The organism is Bradyrhizobium sp. CCBAU 53421, assembly GCF_015291625.1.
Taxonomy (GTDB): Bacteria; Pseudomonadota; Alphaproteobacteria; order Rhizobiales; family Xanthobacteraceae; genus Bradyrhizobium.
Genome location: NZ_CP030047.1, coordinates 8,921,880 through 8,938,815 on the forward strand (window position 1 = coordinate 8,921,880; position 16,936 = coordinate 8,938,815).

The window sequence follows — 16,936 nt, forward strand, 5'->3', positions numbered from 1 at the left end:
TGGGAGGCAGACGTTGCGGATCGCCGTGATTGGCGGAGGGCCCGGCGGGCTCTATTTCGCCTATCTCTGGAAGAAGCGTCATCCCGACGCCGAGATCGATCTGTTCGAGCAGAACGCCGCCGGCGCCACCTGGGGCTTCGGCGTGGTGTTCTCCGAGCAGGCGCTGGACTTCCTGCGCGCCGACGACCCCGAGACGGTCGACGCCATCACGCCGCGGATGGAGAGCTGGAAGAACATCACCCTCAACCTGCGCGGCGAGAGCGTCGAGATCGACGGCGTCGGGTTCTCCTCGATCGGACGGCTGGCGCTGCTGACGATCCTGCAGGAGCGGGTGCGCAGCACGGGCATCACGCCGCGCTTCGACACTATGGTGCAATCGGTCGACGAGCTCGGAGGTTACGACCTGATCGTCGCCGCCGACGGGCTGAACTCGATGGTCCGCCGCGGCCATGAGGCCGCGTTCGGCGCCTCGGTCACGCATTCGACCAACAAGTTCGCCTGGTACGGCACCACCAAACCGTTCGCGACGCTGTCGCAGACCTTCGTGGCGACCGAATTGGGCTGCTTCAACGCCCATCATTATCGCTACGCGAAGGACATGAGCACCTTCCTGGTCGAGTGCGACGCGGCGACCTGGGAAGCCTACGGCTTCGCCGACAAGAGCATCGAGCAATCGCAGGCGATCTGCGAGGACGTGTTCGCCGCGACGCTGGACGGCCACAGGCTGATCTCGAACAAATCGGTGTGGCGCAATTTCCCGTGGATCTGGAACGAGCGCTGGTCGCACGGCAACATAGTGCTGATCGGCGACGCCTTGCATTCGGCGCATTTCTCGATCGGCTCGGGCACGCGGCTCGCGATCGAGGATGCGATCGCGCTGACCAAGGCGCTGGAAGCCGAAGGCGACATCGCCGCCGCGCTGGCCCGCTACGAGAGCGAGCGCAAGCCGATCGTGAAGAAGCTCGTCACCGCGGCGCGGACCAGCGCCGACTGGTACGAGCATTTCCCTGCGCACATGAAAGGCGATCTGATGGATTTCGCCTACAGCTACATCACCCGCTCCGGCCGGATCGACGATGCGCGGCTGCGCGCAATGTCGCCGGCCTTCATGGCCCGCTATGAGGCCGCAAAGGGACGCTCATGACCGGGATCGCCGACCAGGTTCCGCTGGACAATCCCGGTTCGCGCGAGATCGGCTTCACGATCCCCGAACGCTACAATGCGAGCCGCATCCTGTTCGACAATCTCGGCAACGGCAATGCCGAACGGCTGGCGCTGATCGGCCCCGCCGGCACGCGGACCTATCGCGAGCTGTGCACTGAGGCCGCACGCTGGGGCCACGCCTTCCAGTCGCTTGGGCTCAAGCGCGGCGACCGCGTGCTGCTGTTCCTCGACGACACGCCGGCCTATCCCGCCGCATTCTTCGGCGCGGTGCGCGCCGGCTTCGTGCCGCTGCTCATCAACACGCTGACGACGCCGGAGCTGCTGCAGTTCTATCTGTCCGATGCCGGCGCGCAGGTCGCGGTCACCGATGCGGAGTTCTGTTCACGCTTCAACGCGGAGGCCTGCAAGGACACGCCGCTGCGTACGCTGGTCGTGGTCAATGGCACAGCCGGCGATCATGCCGTCGCGGAGACGCGCAACGCCGGCGACTGGCTGCAAGCGTTTCCGACCGAGCTCGACGCGGCCGACACGCACCGCAACGAGATGGCGTTCTGGATGTATTCGTCGGGCTCGACCGGCCGTCCCAAGGGCATCGTGCATCTGCAGCACGACATGGCCTATAGCGAGCGCGCCTTTGCCCGCAACGTGCTGAAGCTTCAGCCCGGCGACATCTGCTTCTCGGTACCGAAGATTTTCTTCGCCTATGGTTTCGGCAATTCGATCACATTCCCCTTCTCGGTCGGTGCCGCGACGCTGCTGCTGCCGGGCCAGCCGAAGCCGGCCGCGATCTTCGCGGCGATCGGGCAGTATCGGCCGACCGTGTTCTTCGGCCTGCCGACGCTCTACATCACCCTGACCAAGGCCGAAGGCGCCGAGCAGGCCGATTTCGCCTCGCTGCGGATGGCGGTCTCGGCCGCCGAGGTGCTGTCGGCCGACGTGTTCAACGGCTGGAAGCGGCTCACCGGGCTCGAGATCATCGAAGGGCTCGGCTCGACCGAGGTGCTGCACGTCTATCTCAGCAACCGCACGGAGCAGAAGAAGCTCGGCGCCGCGGGCCTGCGCGTGCCCGGCTACGAGATCATGCTGCGCGACAGCGACGGCCGCGAGGTCGGCGACAATGAGGAAGGCATTTTGTGGGTGCGCGGCGATTCCGCGACGCCGCTGTATTGGAACCGGCCGGACAAGACCGCCGAGACCGTGCGCGAGGACGGCTGGATCTACACCGGCGACCGCTTCATCCGCGACGGCGACGGCTTCCACTTCTTCCGCGGCCGCGCCGACGACCTGATCAAGATCTCCGGCCAGTGGGTCTATCCGCTGGAAGTCGAGCTGTGCCTCGCCGATCACCCCGACGTCCGCGAATGCGCCGTCTACGCCGCCGAATTGCCGGACCGCCGCATGACGCTGCGGGCGGTGGTTGTCATGAACAAGGCCGGCTTCGACGCCGATGAGGCGACGCGGCGGCTGCAGGATTACGTGAAGACGAAGCTGCTGCCGTACAAATATCCGCGCGAGGTGAAGTTCATCGATGAGCTGCCGAAGACCGGCACGGGGAAGATCGACCGCCAGGCCGTGATGCGGATGTGAGGGTGCCGGTCGATCGACGCAGCTCCCGCAAATTTGGTGTCGTCCCGGCGAAGGCCGCACTTGCCGCTACGATCATCTCGCCCGGGGCTTACCCCTCTCCCCAACCCTCCCCCGCAAGGGGGGAGGGAGCCTAACCAGCGTGTTCACCTCACTTAGGTGCGTTCGCGATCTTCAAATGCTCGCCAACACGGGCGTAAGGGAAGCACCGGCGGAGGGGTTCCCTCCCCCCTTGCGGGGGAGGGTTAGGGAGAGGGGTGTCGCACGGCGTGCTCTCTCGATGTGCGTTTTGCGCGCCGGCAGCTACGCTTTCAGCCCCGTCCCACCATACAGCCACGCGATATCGTCGCACCACTCGGCTTGCGACTTCGCGCTCATGATTGCGTTGCGGATGCGGGCGTGCTCGCCTGAGGGATGGTAGACGTGCTCGCCGATCGCGCGGGACATCAGTTGCACGCGCGCGGTGCGCGGGAAGCGTTGCGCGCGGTAGGCATCGAGCGCGGCCGCGTGATCGTCGTGATTGGCCAGCATGTGCGACAGACAGACCGCGTCCTCCATCGCCTGGCAGGCACCTTGCGCGAAATATTGCAGCATCGGATGCGCGGCGTCGCCGAGCAGCACCACGCGGCCGTCGATCCAGCGCTCGGTGGGATCGCGGTCGCACAGCACCCAGAGCTTCCAGTTGGTGCCGTGGCGGATGATGTTCTGCGCCCGCTCGTGGACGTGGGTAAAGCCCTTCATCACCTCTTGCTCGGAGACCGGCTTGCCCGCGACCGGCTCCGGCGCATCGTTGTGATAGGTGACGACGAGGTTGAACACCTTCCAGCCCGACAGCGGGTAATGCACGATGTGGCATTTCGGCCCGGCCCACAGCGTCGCTGCATTCCAGCGCAGATCCTCCGGCATCTGCTCGGTCGGGATCACCGAGCGATAGGTGGTGTGGCCGGAGACGCGCGGCGGGCCATCCGCCGTCACCTGCTTGCGGATGTTGGACCACAGCCCGTCGGCTCCGATCAGCAGGCGCCCGGTGATGTGCTCGCCATTGGCGAGCCTTGCGGTCACCGACGAACCGTCCTGCTCGTAGCCGACAACTTCGCTGGACACGCGCAGCTCGATCAGCTCGTGATTCTGGCAGGCGCGCAGGAACACGCCGTGCAGGTCGCCGCGATGCACGACCGCATAGGGGTTGCCGAACCGCGTGCGGAAGGCGTCGCCGAGATCGATATGGGTGATCTCATCGGCGGTCAGCGCATCCATCAACCGCAGCTGGTCGATATAAACCGCCATGTTGCGTGCGGCCTCGCCGACGCCGAGATAGTCGAAGGCGTGGAAAGCGTTCGGCCCAAGCTGGATGCCGGCGCCGATCTCGCCGAGCGCCGAGGCCTTCTCCAGCAGGATGGAGCGAATGCCCTTCTGCGCGAGGCCGAGCGCGACGGCGAGACCGCCGATGCCGCCGCCCGCGATCAGGACCGGCTTGCCCTCCGCCATCAGCCCGATCTCCCGAGATGTTCGAGCGCGTCCTCGGCGCGCAGCGGCACCCGCGAGGCCTCGTTGTTGAGGTCGACAAGTTGGGTCAAGAGCGAGAGAAGCGTCTTGCGGTCGGCCGGCTTCAGCGGCTGCAGCATCCGAGCCTGCGCCTTGTCGACCGAGGGCATGATGTCGCTCAGCACCGCGGCGCCGGCCTTGGTGAGGTAGAGCAGCTTGACGCGCTTGTCCTCGGGCGCCGGCTTGCGCACGATGAATTCCTTGGTCTGCAGCCGCTCGATCACATTGCCGAGCGTGGAGCGGTCGAACGCGATCACCGCCGAAAGCCTTGTGGCGTCGATGCCGGGATGGGTCGAGATCGTGACCAGCGCGGCGTATTGCACCGGCGTCAGGTCGAACGCCTTGCACTCCTCGATGAACAGCGCAACAGCGATCTGCTGCATCCGCCGGAACAGATAGCCGGGCGCGGTGTAAACCGCATCCATGGTGACGGGCGTGGGCTTGCTATTCGGCATCGGGCTGCTTGTCCGGAGCGGCGTCGGCGAACGCCGTGACTTGTTTTGCCGCCGCTTCGGCCTTGAGCAGGCGCGGGTAGGCCGATACGTCGACGCCGAAGCGCCGCGCGTTGGCGAGTTGCGGCACGAGGCAGAGATCGGCGAGCGTCGGCGCATCGCCGAAGCAGAACGGCCCCGCCTCCGCGGCGATCAGGGTCTCGCAGGCCGCGAGGCCCTCGCGGTTGGCCCAGGCCGCCCACTCCGTCACCTGCTCCTCGGGCAGGCCGAGCTTGCGCAGCCGCGCCAGCACCTTCAGATTCTGCACCGGGTGGGTGTCGCAGGCGATCGCCTGCGCGAACGCCCGCACCTTGGCACGCCGCATCGGATCCTTCGGCAGCAGCGGCGGATTTGGATTGGTCTCGTCGAGCCATTCGATGATCGCGAGCGACTGGGTGAGGATCGCGCCCGCGTCGCTCTCGAGCGTCGGCACCAGTCCCTGCGGATTGATCGCGAGATAGGCCGGCGCGCATTGCTCACCCTTGCGCAGATGATGCGGCAGATGCTCCGATGTCAGCCCCTTCAGGTTGAGGGCGATCCGGACCCGGTAGGACGCGCTGCTCCGGAAATAGCCATGCAGCTTCATCGGAACCTCCCTTGCATTATTCTGGTTTTGACGCGTTTTCTTCACGTGAACCGGCATCCACTTCGCTCGAAAACGCTATGGCTCGCTTCATTGACGCTAGCCATATTGTAAGTATACTGTCAATAAATCGAACCGACAAGAATGATGGGAGGCTTGCCATGGAAGCCGTGCAGAAGACCCCCGAGCGCGAGGCGTTCTACAGGAAGATCGACGGCCAGAACCTCTCGGCGCTGTGGAACGTGATGAACGATCTGATCACGCCGGAGCCGAAAAGCGCCTGTCGCCCGCATCTTTGGAAGTTCGACCAGATCCGCGATTACATGAACGAAGCCGGCAGACTGATCACGGCCAAGGAAGCCGAGCGGCGCGTGCTGGTGCTGGAAAATCCCGGCCTGCGCGGCCAGTCCAAGATCACGACCTCGCTGTTCGCCGGCGTGCAGATGGTGGTGCCGGGCGACATCGCCCCCGCCCATCGCCACGCCCAGTCGGCGCTGCGCTTCGTGCTCGAGGGCAAGGGCGCCTTCACCGCGGTCGACGGCGAACGCACCGCGATGTCGCCGGGCGATTTCGTCATCACGCCGTCGATGACCTGGCACGACCATTCCAACGAAACCAATGAGCCGATGTTCTGGCTCGACGGGCTCGACATCCCGATGGTGCAGTTCTTCGACTGCTCGTTTGCCGAGGGCGCCAAGGAAGATCAGCAGTCGATCTCCAAGCCATCAGGCGCCAGCTTCGCGCGCTACGGCCACAATCTGCTGCCGATCGACCAGAAGCGGACCTCCAAGACCTCGCCGATCTTCAACTATCCCTATGAATACACCCGCGAGGCGCTGGAGAAGGCCAAGGTCAGCGACGAGTGGGATGCCTGCCACGGGCTCAAGCTGAAATTCTCCAACCCGGAGACCGGCGATTTTGCGATGCCGACCATCGGCACCTTCATCCAGCTGCTGCCGAAAGGCTATACGACCGCGCGCTACCGGTCGACCGACGCCACCGTGTTCGCCGCGATCGAGGGCCGTGGCCGCACCCGGGTCGGCGACCAGACCTTCGAATGGGGCCCGCGCGATTTGTTCGTGGTGCCGAGCTGGCACTGGGTCACCCACGAGGCCGATGCGGATTCCGTGCTGTTCTCGTTCTCCGACCGCCCGGTGCAGCAGAAGCTCGACCTGTTCCGCGAGGATCGGGGGAACGCGTAACAGGCGCGGCAAAGCGTAATGCTGTCGTCCCGGCCTTCGCCGGGACGACACTTTGGGCGTGGCGCGCAGCGTGCCCTTCACCGCCAGTGCAGCAGCCTCACCTCGAGCAGGTTGATCAGCTTGCCGACCACAAGCCCGAACAGCGACAGGATCACGACGCCGGCGAGCAGCTGATCGGTCTGCATCAGATTGCCGGCCTGCAGCACGAAGGCGCCGATGCCGTATTGCGCGCCGATCATCTCGGCGCTGACGACGAGCAGCAGCGCTACCGACGAAGTGATGCGGAAGCCGGCGAGGATCGAGGGCAGCGCGCCCGGCCAGATCACGCGGCGCACGATGGCGTGGAACGGCACGTTGAAGCTCTGCGCCATCCGGATCAGATTGCGCGGCACCGCATCGACGCCGCTATAGACCGAGATCGCAGTCGAGAAGAATACCCCGAGCGCAATGGTCGCGATCTTCGGCTCCTCGCCGATCCCGAGCCACAGGATGAGCAGCGGCAGCAGCGCGATCTTCGGAATCGGGAATAGCGCCGAGATGAAGGTGATGCCGACGCCGCGCGCCATGGTCGACAGCCCGATCGCGAAGCCGACGATGACACCGGCGACGGTGCCGATGATCCAGCCGGAGCCGATCCGCATGATCGACCAGGAGAGGTGCTGCCACAGCGCCCCCGATGTCGCGAGCCTGTAGATCGCAACCGCGATCGCCGACGGCGCCGGCAGGAACAGCGGATTGACCCACCCTGCACTGCCCGCGAGCTGCCAGACCGCGATGACCAGCGCGAGCGCGATCCAGCCGGCAGAGCGACTGCCGCCGGGCGTGAAGCCGGCGCCGCGAAACGCGACCGGCCGCGTCGCTTCCACCGATTGGTCCTTGGTCTCCTGCGGAGAGCGCTCAAGCATGCTGGACCTCGCGCTCGGCATCGATCGCTTCCTTGCGGATCAGCGACCACAACTCACCCTGCAGCGCGGCCATGGGCGCACGTGCGTCCGCCATGCCGCGCTGGGCGCGCGTCATCGGGATGGTCACGATTTCCCGGATACGGCCGGGACGGCGCGACAGCACCACGACGCGGTCGGCAAGCCGCACGGCTTCCTCGAGGTTATGCGTGACATAGACCGCGCCCATCGCGCCGTCGGCAAGCAGGCCGACGAAATCCTCCATCAGCAGCTCGCGGGTCTGCGAATCCAGCGCCGACAGCGGCTCGTCCATCAACAGGATCGCCGGGCGAACCGCGAGCGCACGCGCGATGCCGACCCGCTGGCGCATGCCGCCGGACAATTGCTTCGGATAGGCGGCGCGAAAATCCGACAGCCCCGTGCGGCGCAGCGCGTCGTCGATCACGGCGCGGCGCTCGCCTGTGCCGAGGGGCGTGTGCAGCAGCGGAAACGCGACATTCTCCTCGACCGTATTCCACGGCAGCAGGGCAAAATCCTGGAACACGAAGGTCAGCGGATTGAGGCTGCCGGCCGGCGGCGCGCCGCGCAATTCGGCGGCACCCTGGCTCGGCCGCAGCAGGCCGCCGAGGATCGACAGCAGCGTGCTCTTGCCGCAGCCGGACGGACCGACGATCGCGACGATCTCGCCGGCGCGGACCGTGAAGGAGACATCGTCGAGCACGTCGAGCGCGCCGAAACGATGGCTGATATGGTCGGCGATCAGGTCCATGGCGCTCCGCTGCCCACCGTGAGACCGTCATCCTGAGGAGCGCGAAGCGCGTCTCGAAGGATGCGCGGCCCGGATGTAGCGGGGCCGTCGATCCTTCGAGGCTCGCTGCGCTCGCACCTCAGGATGACGGGTCGAAAAATGTGCGCGCGGCTCATCATCAATCCGCCTTCACATAATCCTTGGCGATGATCCCGCTCGCGTCAAAGCCCTTGTCCACGAACCCCTGCCCCTGCAGCCATTTGATCTGGTTGTCGAGATTCTTCACGTCGAGCTTGCCGTCGGGATCGATATAGGCGCAGTTGCCGACCACCTGCTCGATCGGAAGATTGGTGTATTTGGCGATGATCTCGAGCAGCGGTTTTGTTGTCTCGTTGATCGGCGCCACCCCGTCCTTGATCGCGGTCAGGATCACGTCGTGATATTCGTGGTCCGCGCGAGTGAGCGCGGTGAGCAGCCTGGTCACCTTCTGTGCGTTGGCCAGCGTCTTCGGCGAAGCGAAGATGGCCCCGAGCTGCCACGGCGTCTCGTCGCCGACCCAGCCCAAAAGCTTCGCGCCGTTGGCATCGATCAAGGTTCGCGCGGTCGAGACCGGCAGCAGCGCCGCATCGACGGTTTCGCCCTTCAGCGCCGCAGCCGCATTCGACAGCGATTGCAGCGGCACGATCTTCACGTCGGAGAGCTTGAAGCCGTATTTGTCGGCGAGCAGACCGAGCGAATAATGGAAGCTGGAGCCGACCTGGGTCACCGCGACGCGCTTGCCGGCCAGATCCTTCGGCGTCTTGAGGCCGCTCGCATAGGCGTTGTTGCTGGCGAAATAGCCGATCAGGGGATAACCGGCCTTCTCGCGGCTCATGCCGCCGATCACCTTCAGCGTGCCCTTGCCGGCGAGATTGTAGAGGCCTGCGGTGACGGCGGTGACGCCGAAATCGACGTCGCCCGACGCGGTCGCGACCGCGATCGGCTGTGCCGCGTCGAAGAATTTCAGCTCAACGTCGAGGCCGGCGTCCCGAAAATAGCCCTTGTCCTGCGCGATGAACACCGGCGCCGAGGACGACAGCCGCAACACGCCGATCTTCGCTTTCAGGAGCTCATCGGCTCGCGCGATGCCGCTCGCGGCCCACACCAACAGACCCGCGAGTGCGAGCCGCGCCCAACCCTTCATTCCATCCTCCGCTTGAAGCCTTGTCCGTGCCGATCACACCGGAACGGTGACTCCAGATTCCTGTTTTGATGCGTCTTCGTTACGCGAACCGGGATCAACTTCGCTTGAAAACGCGCTAGAGTCCTTCAGGCACGGCCTGATCGCGGCCGATGAACGCGCCCTGCTTGCCAAGCTGTTGTTGCAACTTTTCGACGGAAATGTCGCGCGGAATCGTATTGCCCGACAGCGCCAGCGCCGCCGCGGTTCCCGCCGCCTCGCCCATCACGAAACAGGCACCGGAGACGCGCGCCGCCGATTGCCCTTCATGGGTCATCGAGGCGCAGCGGCCGGCGACCAGGAGATTGTCGACGCCTTCGGGCACCAGCATGCGGTACGGCAATTCGTTGTAGCCACGGCTCTCCGGGATCGGCGGAAATTCGAAGGTCACATCGCCCGGCACGTGCTTTTCCATCGGCCAGCCGTTGACACCGATCGAGTCGGCGAACGAGGCGCAGCCCAGCACGTCCTCGCCCGAGAGCATGTAGCCGCCGATCACGCGCCGCGTCTCGCGGATGCCAAGTTGCGGCGGCAGATCGACGATGTAGGAATTCTCGAAGCCCGGCACCGTGCGCAGGAACTTGAACGCCTCGACCGCCTGGCGGCGGCCCTCGATCTCGCCGCGCGTCATGTCATCGGGATCGATGCCGGAGATGGCGCCGCCATCGCTCCGCCTCACCTGGGTGAAATTCACCCGCCATTCGATCTGCGATTTCTGCGGCCGCACGATCGCGGACTTGCGCGGGAATTTATGCGTGCCGGCAGCCTCGGCCTGCGCCATCAGCGCCGGGATGGTGCGCCACGCATCGCCGGCTTTCGCCGGATCGATGCCGTTGAGGCGGAACATCATCGATGGGTAGAGCATGCCGCCGGCATTGTCGCCGACCTCATGGGGCGCACCAGCCCACACCGCGAGGTCGCCGTCGCCGGAGCAGTCGATGAAGATGCCTGCCCGCACCGCCTGACGCCCGGCCTTGGTCTCGACCATCAGCGCGCGGATGCGCGAACCGTCCATCACGACGCCGGCACCGAGCGCGTGGAACAGGATGTCGACCTTGTGATGCGCCAGGAGATCGTCGGCCGCGATCTTGTAGGCCGCGGTGTCGTAGGCCTGCGCGAGGATCTTGCCGAGGATCAGATGCGGCGCGTTCAGGCCGCCGAGCCGGTCGATCCGCGCCAGGAGATCGGAGGCGATGCCCTGCACCACGCGGTGCATCTCGCCGAAGATGTTGGCGTGCAGCCCGCAGAAATTGGTCACACCCGCCGCGGTGCCCATGCCGCCGAGAAAGCCGTAGCGCTCGATCAGCAAGGTCCGCCGCCCGGCGCGCGCCGCGCCAACGGCTGCCGCGATGCCGGCCGGTCCGCCGCCGAGCACCACCACGTCATATTCGCCATAGAGGGGGACCTGCCGCGCAGGTTCTTCGATCGTGCTCGCTCGCATCATTTCCGCCCTGAACAAAGTTGATTGGACCAACTATGAATTGATGCGGATTGCAGTACAATCCACCAAATTATGTAATCAGCTTTCGCGAATCGAGAAAGGCAAGGGGAAAGAAAAGGGAAGCGCGGATGGATACGCTGGCCAACCTCGAAGCCTTCCTCGCCACCGCCGATGCCGGCGGCTTCTCCGCCGCGGCGCGCAAGCTCAATGTCGCGACGTCGGTCGTCGCCAAGCGCGTCACCCAACTCGAGGAGCGGATCGGCACCGCGCTGTTCCACCGCTCGACCCGCCAATTGCGGCTGACCGAGGCCGGGCAGCAATACGTCCATCGCGCCCGCGGCGTGGTTGCCGATGTTGGCGATCTGCTGTCGCGGATGGGCGAGAAGCAGCGCGACCTCACCGATCATCTGCGCGTCAAGGCGCCGACCTCGCTGACGGTGGCGCGGCTCGCCGATGCCTTCACGGCCTTCCAGAAACAGAACAGGAGCGTGAAGCTCGAGATCGTGATGATCGACCGCCCGGTCGATCCGGTAACCGAAGGTTTCGACATCGCGATCGGCGCCTTCCCGCATTCCTTTGGCGGCGTCGTCGACGAGCCGCTGTGCCGGCTACCGCGGCTGCTATGCGTCTCGCCGGCCTATCTGAAGAAGCACGGCGCGCCAAAACATCCGCGCGACCTGGTCGATCATCGCTGCCTCAGCTTCCTGCCGACCGGACCGGAATGGCCGTTCGAGGGGCCGCGCGGCCGCATCAACGTCCAGGTACGCCCGATCCTCTCGTCGAACGAGGGCCGGGTGCTGACCCAGAGCGCGATCGCCGGCAACGGCATCGCGCTGCTGTCGCACTATCTGGTCGCAGACGCGCTGCGCGACGGCGCGTTGCAGCCGATCCTCGCCGAGTTTCCGATCCCGGAATTGTGGGTGAAGGCCGCCGTTCCGGAACGCCGCGTCAATGCCGCCGCGGTGCAGGCGCTGCTGAAGACATTGAAGAAGTCGCTGGCGCAATCGCTGTGATGCGAGATGGTCTTGCCCCTCCCGAGCGGACCTGAGACAAGGACGGATAAGGATCGCCCGCTTTGAAACTCCTGATCTCAGTGTCGCTTGGTCTCATCATCGCCGCCGGGCCCGCCGCAGCGATCGAGACCTGCCGCTTCATCGAAGCCAAACCGGAGCGCGAGGCGTGCTACCGTCGGCAAGAGCAGGAGCTGGCGGCCAAGCGCAAGCCCGAGCCGACGATCACCCAGTCGAGCGAATCGAAGACGTTCGATCAGCTGCAGCAGATGCGCCGCGACGACGAAGAAGTCTATCGCAGCATGCGCGGCATCTGCCGCGGTTGCTGAGCCGAGCGGCCGGTGAATTTGTAGGGCGGATTAGCGAAGCGTAATCCGCCGATCATCCACCGGGATAAGAGCGGCGGGTTACGCCTTCGGCTAACCCGCCCTACGGATTACCGTCCCACCGGCCCGCGCGCTTCTCGGCAAAGGACGCGAGCCCTTCGGCCGCCTCGGCGCTCTGCCGCTTGACCGAATGGAGATGGACAAGGCGCTTGTAAGCCGCATTGTCGACGGCCATGCCGCCGAATGAACTTTCCATTGCCAGCTTCTTGGTCTCCGCCATCGCATCCGGGGCATTGCCGAGCAGCTGCTCCACGACCTTGGCGCCGGCGCTTTCGAGATCGGCAAGCGGCACCAACTCATGGACGAGGCCGATGCGGCGGGCATCCTCGGCGCCGAAACGCTCGCCGGTCAGTGCGTAGCGCCGCACCTGGCGCACGCCGATCGCGTCGCAGAGCTGCGGGATGATGATCGCAGCCGTCAGGCCCCAGCGTACCTCGGTGATCGAGAACAGCGCATTGTCGGCCGCGATCACGATGTCGCAAGCCGAGATCACGCCGGTGCCACCGCCGAAGCAGCCGCCCTGCACCAGCGCCACGGTCGGGACCGGCAGCGTGTTGAGGCGCTGCACCGCCTCGAAGGTGGCGCGCGACGCCGCCTCGTTCTCCTCCGCTGATTTCGGCCGCACGCCGTTGATCCATTTCAGGTCGGCGCCGGCCTGGAAATGCTTACCGTTGCCGTTCAGCACGACGACGCGCACCAGCTTGGTGGAGAGATCGTCGATCGCGGCCAGCACGCCCGCGATCAGCGCGCCGTCATAGGCGTTGTTGACCTCGGGGCGGTTCAGCGTGACGGTCGCGACCCCGCGCGCATCGAGGCTCCACAGGACTGGGCTGGCCGACATGACGTTGCTCCCTCGCTCGGCATTGCTGTTGCCAGCACTATGGCGAGAGGCGATGGCTTGATCCATCATTTTCGAGCGTACGCGGCCGCGCCGCATGCATGGCGGGTTGCGCAATGCCCCCTGCCTGTGGAAACTGACGCGGCACATTGCAAGGACCAGTTCCACTGATGCGTATTTGCATTTTCGGCGCGGGCGCCGTCGGCAGCCACTTCGCCGTCCGGCTGGCACGCGCCGGCCACGATGTGTCCTGCGTGATGCGCGGGCCGCATCTCGACGCGGTCCGGTCCAACGGCTTGACGCTGAAGGTCGGCGACAGCAGCGTCACCGCTGACGTGAAGGCGTCGGCCGATCCTGCCGAGTTGGGGCCGCAGGACGTCGTCATCAGCACGCTCAAGGCGACCGGGATCGCCGCGCTCGCAAGCGGGCTGTTGCCGCTGCTTGAGCGCGACACGGCGATCGTGTTCGCGCAAAACGGCGTTCCCTGGTGGTACGATCTCGGCCTGCCGCCGCGGCATCCCGCGATTCCCGATCTCGGTTTCCTCGATCCCGGCGGCCGCCTGCGCGCCGCGATCCCGAAGGAACGGATCATCGGCGGCGTGATCTTCTCCTCCAATGAGGTGATCGCGCCTGGCGCCGTGGCGAACCTGTCGCCGGATCGCAACCGCCTCCTGATCGGCGAATGCGACGATCGCCGGAGCGAGCGCACCGCCACTTTGCGCGCAGCGCTGAATGACGCCGCGATCGAATCGCCCGAGGTCAAGGAGATCCGCGAGACGATCTGGTCGAAATTGCTCACCAACATGTCGATGTCGGTGCTCTGCCTGCTGACCGGGCTGACCGCGCGCGGCGTCCGCGACGATCCTGCGATGCAGGACGTGATCCCGCGCCTGCTCGACGAGGCCAATGCGGTGGCGACGCACTACATTCCCGAGGTCAAGCGCGTCACCCGCTCGGGGCCGGCGCCGGACCACAAGCCGTCGATCCTGCAGGACTACGAGCTCGGCCGCGCCATGGAGATCGACGTGCTGGTACGCGCGCCGGCGGCGTTTGCCCGCGCAGCCGGCCTTCCAACCCCGATGCTCGACCTGATGGCCGCGCTCGCGATCCAGAAGGCGCGTGACAAGGGGCTCTATCAGGGCTGACAATCCGAACACGACGACATCAAGCGGGAACATCGAAGCATGCAAGTCAAGGACAAGGTCTGCGTCGTCACCGGCGGCGCGAGCGGGATCGGCGAGGCGGTGGCGCGGGCCTATGCGGAGGCCGGCGCGCGCGGCGTCGTGATCGCCGATCTCAAGACCTCGCGCGACCGGCTCGCCAGCGTCGCCGGCGATATCGACGGGCTCGCGGTCACCGCCGATGTCGGGCTCGAGGAGGACGTCAAGGCGCTGATCGCCGCGGCCGAGGACAAATATGGCCCGGTCGACGTGTTCTTCTCCAATGCCGGGCTGTCGCGCAAGGGACAGGAAACCGCGTCCGATGCCGACTGGGATGTGAGCTGGCGCGTGCATGTGATGAGCCACGTGTTCGCGGCGCGCGCGCTGGTGCCCGGCATGCTCGCGCGCGGCTCCGGCTATCTCATCAACACCGCATCGGCCGCGGGGCTGCTCGCCTCGCTGAACTCGATGCCTTACGGCGTGACCAAGAACGCCGCGGTCGCGCTCGCCGAGCATCTCGCCATCCAGTATGGCGATCGCGGCATCCGCGTCTCCGTGCTCTGCCCGCAATCGGTGCAGACCGGGATGACCACGCCGGGCCCGAGCGCGGCGCGGGTCGACGGCGTGCTGCAGCCGGGCGAAGTGGCGCGGATGGTGATCGAGGCGATGGCCGAGGAGCGCTTCCTGATTCTCTCGCATCCGCAGGTGCAGGAATACATGCAGCGCAAGGCCACCAATCGCGAGCGCTGGCTGTCCGGCATGCGCCGCCTGCGTGACCGGATTTATGGCGGTGCGGCGTCGTAAAACCGTCTCCCCGTCATTGCGAGGAGCTCGTGACAAAATTGCAAGGCAATTTTGCACTGAAGCGACAAAGCAATCCATTTCTCCGTATGCGGCACTATGGATTGCTTCGCTTCGCTCGCAATGACGAGACTTACTCCTTTGAGGCCGGTGCGAATCCGTTGAGCAGTCCGGAATAGGCCTTGGCCGCAGGCGAAGCATAGGCGCCGCGGCGCGACGTCGTCAGCTTGAGGCCGGCGAGCGCTTCCGCCTGCTTCACCGCGGCCGCCACGCCGTCGACGACAGGCACGCCGAACTGCACCGACAGCTCATGTGCAAGGTCGGCCATGCCGGCGCAGCCGAGCACGATGGCCTCAGTGCCCTTCTCCAGCGCCCGCGCGATCTCCGCTTCCAGCTTGGCCTTGGCGCCCGAACCCGGCCTCTCCAAATCGAGCACCGCGACGTCGCAGGCGGTGACCATGGCGCGGTCGGCAAAGCCGTAGCGGCGGACCAGTTCCTCGAGCGGCACGATCGATCGCGGCAGCGTGGTGACGATGCCGATGCGCTTGGCGATCTGTCCGGCCGTGACCAGCGCCGCCTCGCAGATGCCGACCACCGGATAGCGCGCCGCCGACCGCGCGGCATCTAACCCGGTGTCGTCGAAGCAGGCGATGATACCGGCATCGGCGTCGGGCGTCTTCAGCAGCGCCTCGATCAGTCCGGGAACGGCGAACGCCTCGTCATAGAAGCCCTCGATCGAGGCGGGTCCCATCGCCGACGTGACAGCGACGACCTCGGTGCCATCGGCGGCAACCGCCCGGGCCGCGGCGGCGATGGTCGCGGTCATCGACGTGGTGGTGTTGGGATTGACGATCAGGATCTTTGTCATGGTCGGGATTAGTAGCCCGGATGGAGCGAAGCGCAATCCGGGACGGTGTCACAGGCGGAAAACTCTGCTCCGGATTTCGCGGAGCCTGTCATCGGGCGCGCGTTCGCGCGACCCGTTGGCTGCATCCGGACTACAAGACTACAAGGCTAAGAATGCTTCGCCACCCAGGCCGCGAATGCATCCAGCACCTCGGCCATCACCTCGCGGTCGTTGCGGCCGGAGCGCTTCAGGACATGGAAGGAATGGTCGGCCTCCTGCACCAGGTGCAGCGTCGCGCGCGCCCCCAGCCCCTTTGCCACCGGTTCAAGCAGGTCGAGCTCGGCTAGCGCATCGCGCGTGCCCTGCAGGAACAGCAAGGGGATCTTGACGTCGGCGAGGTGCTTGGCCCGATCGCTCGACGGCTTGCCGGCGGGATGCAGGGGAAAGCCGAGGAACACCAGCCCGCGCACGCCTTCGAGCGGCACTTTCGCCTGCGCCTGCGAGGTCATCCGTCCGCCGAAGGATTTGCCGCCGGCGAACAGCGGCAGTTCGCCGCAACGGCGCGCGGCCTCCGCGACCGCGGCACGCACCGTCGCCTGCGCGACGGCGGGCGGGTCGGGTCGCTTGCTGCCCTTCTCCATGTAGGGAAACTGATAGCGCAAGGTCGCGATGCCGCGCTCCGCCAATCCCTCTGATATCACGTCCATCGACGGATGCGTCATGCCGGCGCCGGCGCCATGGGCGAATACATAGGCCGCGCGCGCCTGCGCCGGTTGCAGCAGCAGCGCGGACACCGTGTTGTCGTCCGAGACCGTGATCGTGAGCGGTTGTGCAGCCGGCGCGTTCAAGATGACATCTCGAAGAATTGTTGCTCCGTCATTTCTAGCGGCAGGCCGCCATGCGCGCAAATGCCGCCGAGCAGCGCACGCCGCAAGTGAACTGGCTCACAGCCCTTTGCAACATTTCCGTTGTTAGACCGAGAGCCGCCACTGTAGGATGGCGGATACCGCACCAC

At 66.0% G+C, this 16,936-nt stretch carries 17 protein-coding genes; 7 read left to right on the forward strand and 10 right to left on the reverse strand.

Annotated elements, in window-relative coordinates; translation table 11 throughout:
• Positions 1–13 precede the first annotated feature (13 nt).
• Both XH92_RS41305 and XH92_RS41310 read left to right on the forward strand, forming a co-directional pair.
• Positions 14–1,144, forward strand: a complete 1,131-nt coding sequence (locus XH92_RS41305; protein ID WP_194457146.1) for an FAD-dependent monooxygenase — start codon at positions 14–16, stop codon at positions 1,142–1,144.
• Positions 1,141–2,751 carry a benzoate-CoA ligase family protein gene (locus XH92_RS41310; protein WP_194457147.1) on the forward strand — a complete coding sequence of 537 codons (1,611 nt, stop codon included), beginning with the start codon at positions 1,141–1,143 and terminating at the stop codon, positions 2,749–2,751. Before XH92_RS41305 ends, XH92_RS41310 begins: the two co-directional genes overlap by 4 nt.
• Positions 2,752–3,051: 300 nt before the next feature.
• On the opposite strand, the gene XH92_RS41315 is transcribed toward XH92_RS41310, so the two are convergent.
• Genes XH92_RS41315 through maiA form a run of 3 tightly spaced genes read right to left on the reverse strand, consistent with a single transcriptional unit; the run spans position 3,052 to position 5,370 of the window.
• Positions 3,052–4,236, reverse strand: a complete 1,185-nt coding sequence (locus XH92_RS41315; RefSeq protein ID WP_194457148.1) for a 3-hydroxybenzoate 6-monooxygenase — start codon at positions 4,234–4,236, stop codon at positions 3,052–3,054.
• The gene (locus XH92_RS41320) at positions 4,236–4,748 is read right to left on the reverse strand and encodes a MarR family winged helix-turn-helix transcriptional regulator (protein WP_194457149.1); all 513 of its coding nucleotides are present in this window, start codon (positions 4,746–4,748) and stop codon (positions 4,236–4,238) included. Before XH92_RS41320 ends, XH92_RS41315 begins: the two co-directional genes overlap by 1 nt.
• Entirely contained in the window at positions 4,738–5,370 is a 633-nt protein-coding gene (gene maiA / locus XH92_RS41325) for a maleylacetoacetate isomerase (RefSeq protein ID WP_194457150.1), read from the reverse strand. The genes XH92_RS41320 and maiA overlap by 11 nt, the downstream gene beginning before the upstream one ends.
• A 158-nt stretch (positions 5,371–5,528) precedes the next feature.
• Here maiA and gtdA point away from each other — a divergent pair, with 158 nt between their 5' ends.
• Positions 5,529–6,569: a gentisate 1,2-dioxygenase gene (gene gtdA, locus XH92_RS41330; RefSeq protein ID WP_194457151.1), complete on the forward strand. Its 1,041-nt coding sequence runs from the start codon at positions 5,529–5,531 to the stop codon at positions 6,567–6,569.
• A gap of 77 nt (positions 6,570–6,646) precedes the next feature.
• On the opposite strand, the gene XH92_RS41335 is transcribed toward gtdA, so the two are convergent.
• The 4 genes from XH92_RS41335 to XH92_RS41350 all read right to left on the reverse strand — a co-directional run bounded on the left by XH92_RS41335 (position 6,647) and on the right by XH92_RS41350 (position 10,879).
• Positions 6,647–7,474: an ABC transporter permease gene (locus XH92_RS41335; protein WP_194457152.1), complete on the reverse strand. Its 828-nt coding sequence runs from the start codon at positions 7,472–7,474 to the stop codon at positions 6,647–6,649.
• Positions 7,467–8,240: an ABC transporter ATP-binding protein gene (locus XH92_RS41340; protein ID WP_194457153.1), complete on the reverse strand. Its 774-nt coding sequence runs from the start codon at positions 8,238–8,240 to the stop codon at positions 7,467–7,469. The genes XH92_RS41335 and XH92_RS41340 overlap by 8 nt, the downstream gene beginning before the upstream one ends.
• 157 nt (positions 8,241–8,397) lie before the next feature.
• Complete coding sequence (locus XH92_RS41345) at positions 8,398–9,402, reverse strand: ABC transporter substrate-binding protein (protein WP_194457154.1); 1,005 nt, start codon at positions 9,400–9,402, stop codon at positions 8,398–8,400.
• 115 nt (positions 9,403–9,517) lie between these two features.
• Positions 9,518–10,879 carry an FAD-dependent oxidoreductase gene (locus XH92_RS41350; RefSeq protein ID WP_194457155.1) on the reverse strand — a complete coding sequence of 454 codons (1,362 nt, stop codon included), beginning with the start codon at positions 10,877–10,879 and terminating at the stop codon, positions 9,518–9,520.
• 128 nt (positions 10,880–11,007) lie between these two features.
• Between XH92_RS41350 and XH92_RS41355 the strand changes: the two genes are divergently transcribed.
• Positions 11,008–11,892, forward strand: a complete 885-nt coding sequence (locus XH92_RS41355) for a LysR family transcriptional regulator (protein ID WP_194457156.1) — start codon at positions 11,008–11,010, stop codon at positions 11,890–11,892.
• Positions 11,893–11,954: 62 nt separating this feature from the next.
• A complete protein-coding gene (locus XH92_RS41360) occupies positions 11,955–12,218 on the forward strand; it encodes a hypothetical protein (protein ID WP_246788115.1) in 264 nt (87 codons plus the stop codon).
• A gap of 100 nt (positions 12,219–12,318) precedes the next feature.
• Here the strand turns inward: XH92_RS41360 and XH92_RS41365 are convergent, their stop codons facing one another.
• A complete protein-coding gene (locus XH92_RS41365) occupies positions 12,319–13,116 on the reverse strand; it encodes an enoyl-CoA hydratase-related protein (protein WP_194457157.1) in 798 nt (265 codons plus the stop codon).
• Between the two features lie 167 nt (positions 13,117–13,283).
• On the opposite strand from XH92_RS41365, the gene XH92_RS41370 reads away from it, so the two are divergent.
• Positions 13,284–14,258 (forward strand): ketopantoate reductase family protein, encoded by a 975-nt coding sequence (locus XH92_RS41370; protein WP_194457158.1) that lies wholly within the window; start codon positions 13,284–13,286, stop codon positions 14,256–14,258.
• 39 nt (positions 14,259–14,297) lie between these two features.
• On the forward strand, positions 14,298–15,077 hold the full coding sequence (locus XH92_RS41375; RefSeq protein ID WP_194457159.1) for an SDR family oxidoreductase: 780 nt from the start codon (positions 14,298–14,300) through the stop codon (positions 15,075–15,077).
• Between the two features lie 130 nt (positions 15,078–15,207).
• Here the strand turns inward: XH92_RS41375 and XH92_RS41380 are convergent, their stop codons facing one another.
• Positions 15,208–15,942, reverse strand: coding sequence for an aspartate/glutamate racemase family protein (locus tag XH92_RS41380; protein WP_194457160.1), 735 nt, complete (start codon positions 15,940–15,942; stop codon positions 15,208–15,210).
• 146 nt (positions 15,943–16,088) lie between these two features.
• Positions 16,089–16,769, reverse strand: coding sequence for an alpha/beta family hydrolase (locus tag XH92_RS41385; protein ID WP_194457161.1), 681 nt, complete (start codon positions 16,767–16,769; stop codon positions 16,089–16,091).
• Positions 16,770–16,936: the final 167 nt, after the last annotated feature.

Coding starts and splice junctions, on each gene's coding strand:
- XH92_RS41310 (WP_194457147.1), top strand. CDS start 1,141: ATGACCGGGATCGCCGACCAGGTTCCGCTGGACAATCCCGGTTCGCGC.
- XH92_RS41315 (WP_194457148.1), bottom strand. CDS start 4,236: ATGGCGGAGGGCAAGCCGGTCCTGATCGCGGGCGGCGGCATCGGCGGT.
- XH92_RS41320 (WP_194457149.1), bottom strand. CDS start 4,748: ATGCCGAATAGCAAGCCCACGCCCGTCACCATGGATGCGGTTTACACC.
- maiA (WP_194457150.1), bottom strand. CDS start 5,370: ATGAAGCTGCATGGCTATTTCCGGAGCAGCGCGTCCTACCGGGTCCGG.
- gtdA (WP_194457151.1), top strand. CDS start 5,529: ATGGAAGCCGTGCAGAAGACCCCCGAGCGCGAGGCGTTCTACAGGAAG.
- XH92_RS41335 (WP_194457152.1), bottom strand. CDS start 7,474: ATGCTTGAGCGCTCTCCGCAGGAGACCAAGGACCAATCGGTGGAAGCG.
- XH92_RS41340 (WP_194457153.1), bottom strand. CDS start 8,240: ATGGACCTGATCGCCGACCATATCAGCCATCGTTTCGGCGCGCTCGAC.
- XH92_RS41345 (WP_194457154.1), bottom strand. CDS start 9,402: ATGAAGGGTTGGGCGCGGCTCGCACTCGCGGGTCTGTTGGTGTGGGCC.
- XH92_RS41350 (WP_194457155.1), bottom strand. CDS start 10,879: ATGCGAGCGAGCACGATCGAAGAACCTGCGCGGCAGGTCCCCCTCTAT.
- XH92_RS41355 (WP_194457156.1), top strand. CDS start 11,008: ATGGATACGCTGGCCAACCTCGAAGCCTTCCTCGCCACCGCCGATGCC.
- XH92_RS41365 (WP_194457157.1), bottom strand. CDS start 13,116: ATGTCGGCCAGCCCAGTCCTGTGGAGCCTCGATGCGCGCGGGGTCGCG.
- XH92_RS41370 (WP_194457158.1), top strand. CDS start 13,284: ATGCGTATTTGCATTTTCGGCGCGGGCGCCGTCGGCAGCCACTTCGCC.
- XH92_RS41375 (WP_194457159.1), top strand. CDS start 14,298: ATGCAAGTCAAGGACAAGGTCTGCGTCGTCACCGGCGGCGCGAGCGGG.
- XH92_RS41380 (WP_194457160.1), bottom strand. CDS start 15,942: ATGACAAAGATCCTGATCGTCAATCCCAACACCACCACGTCGATGACC.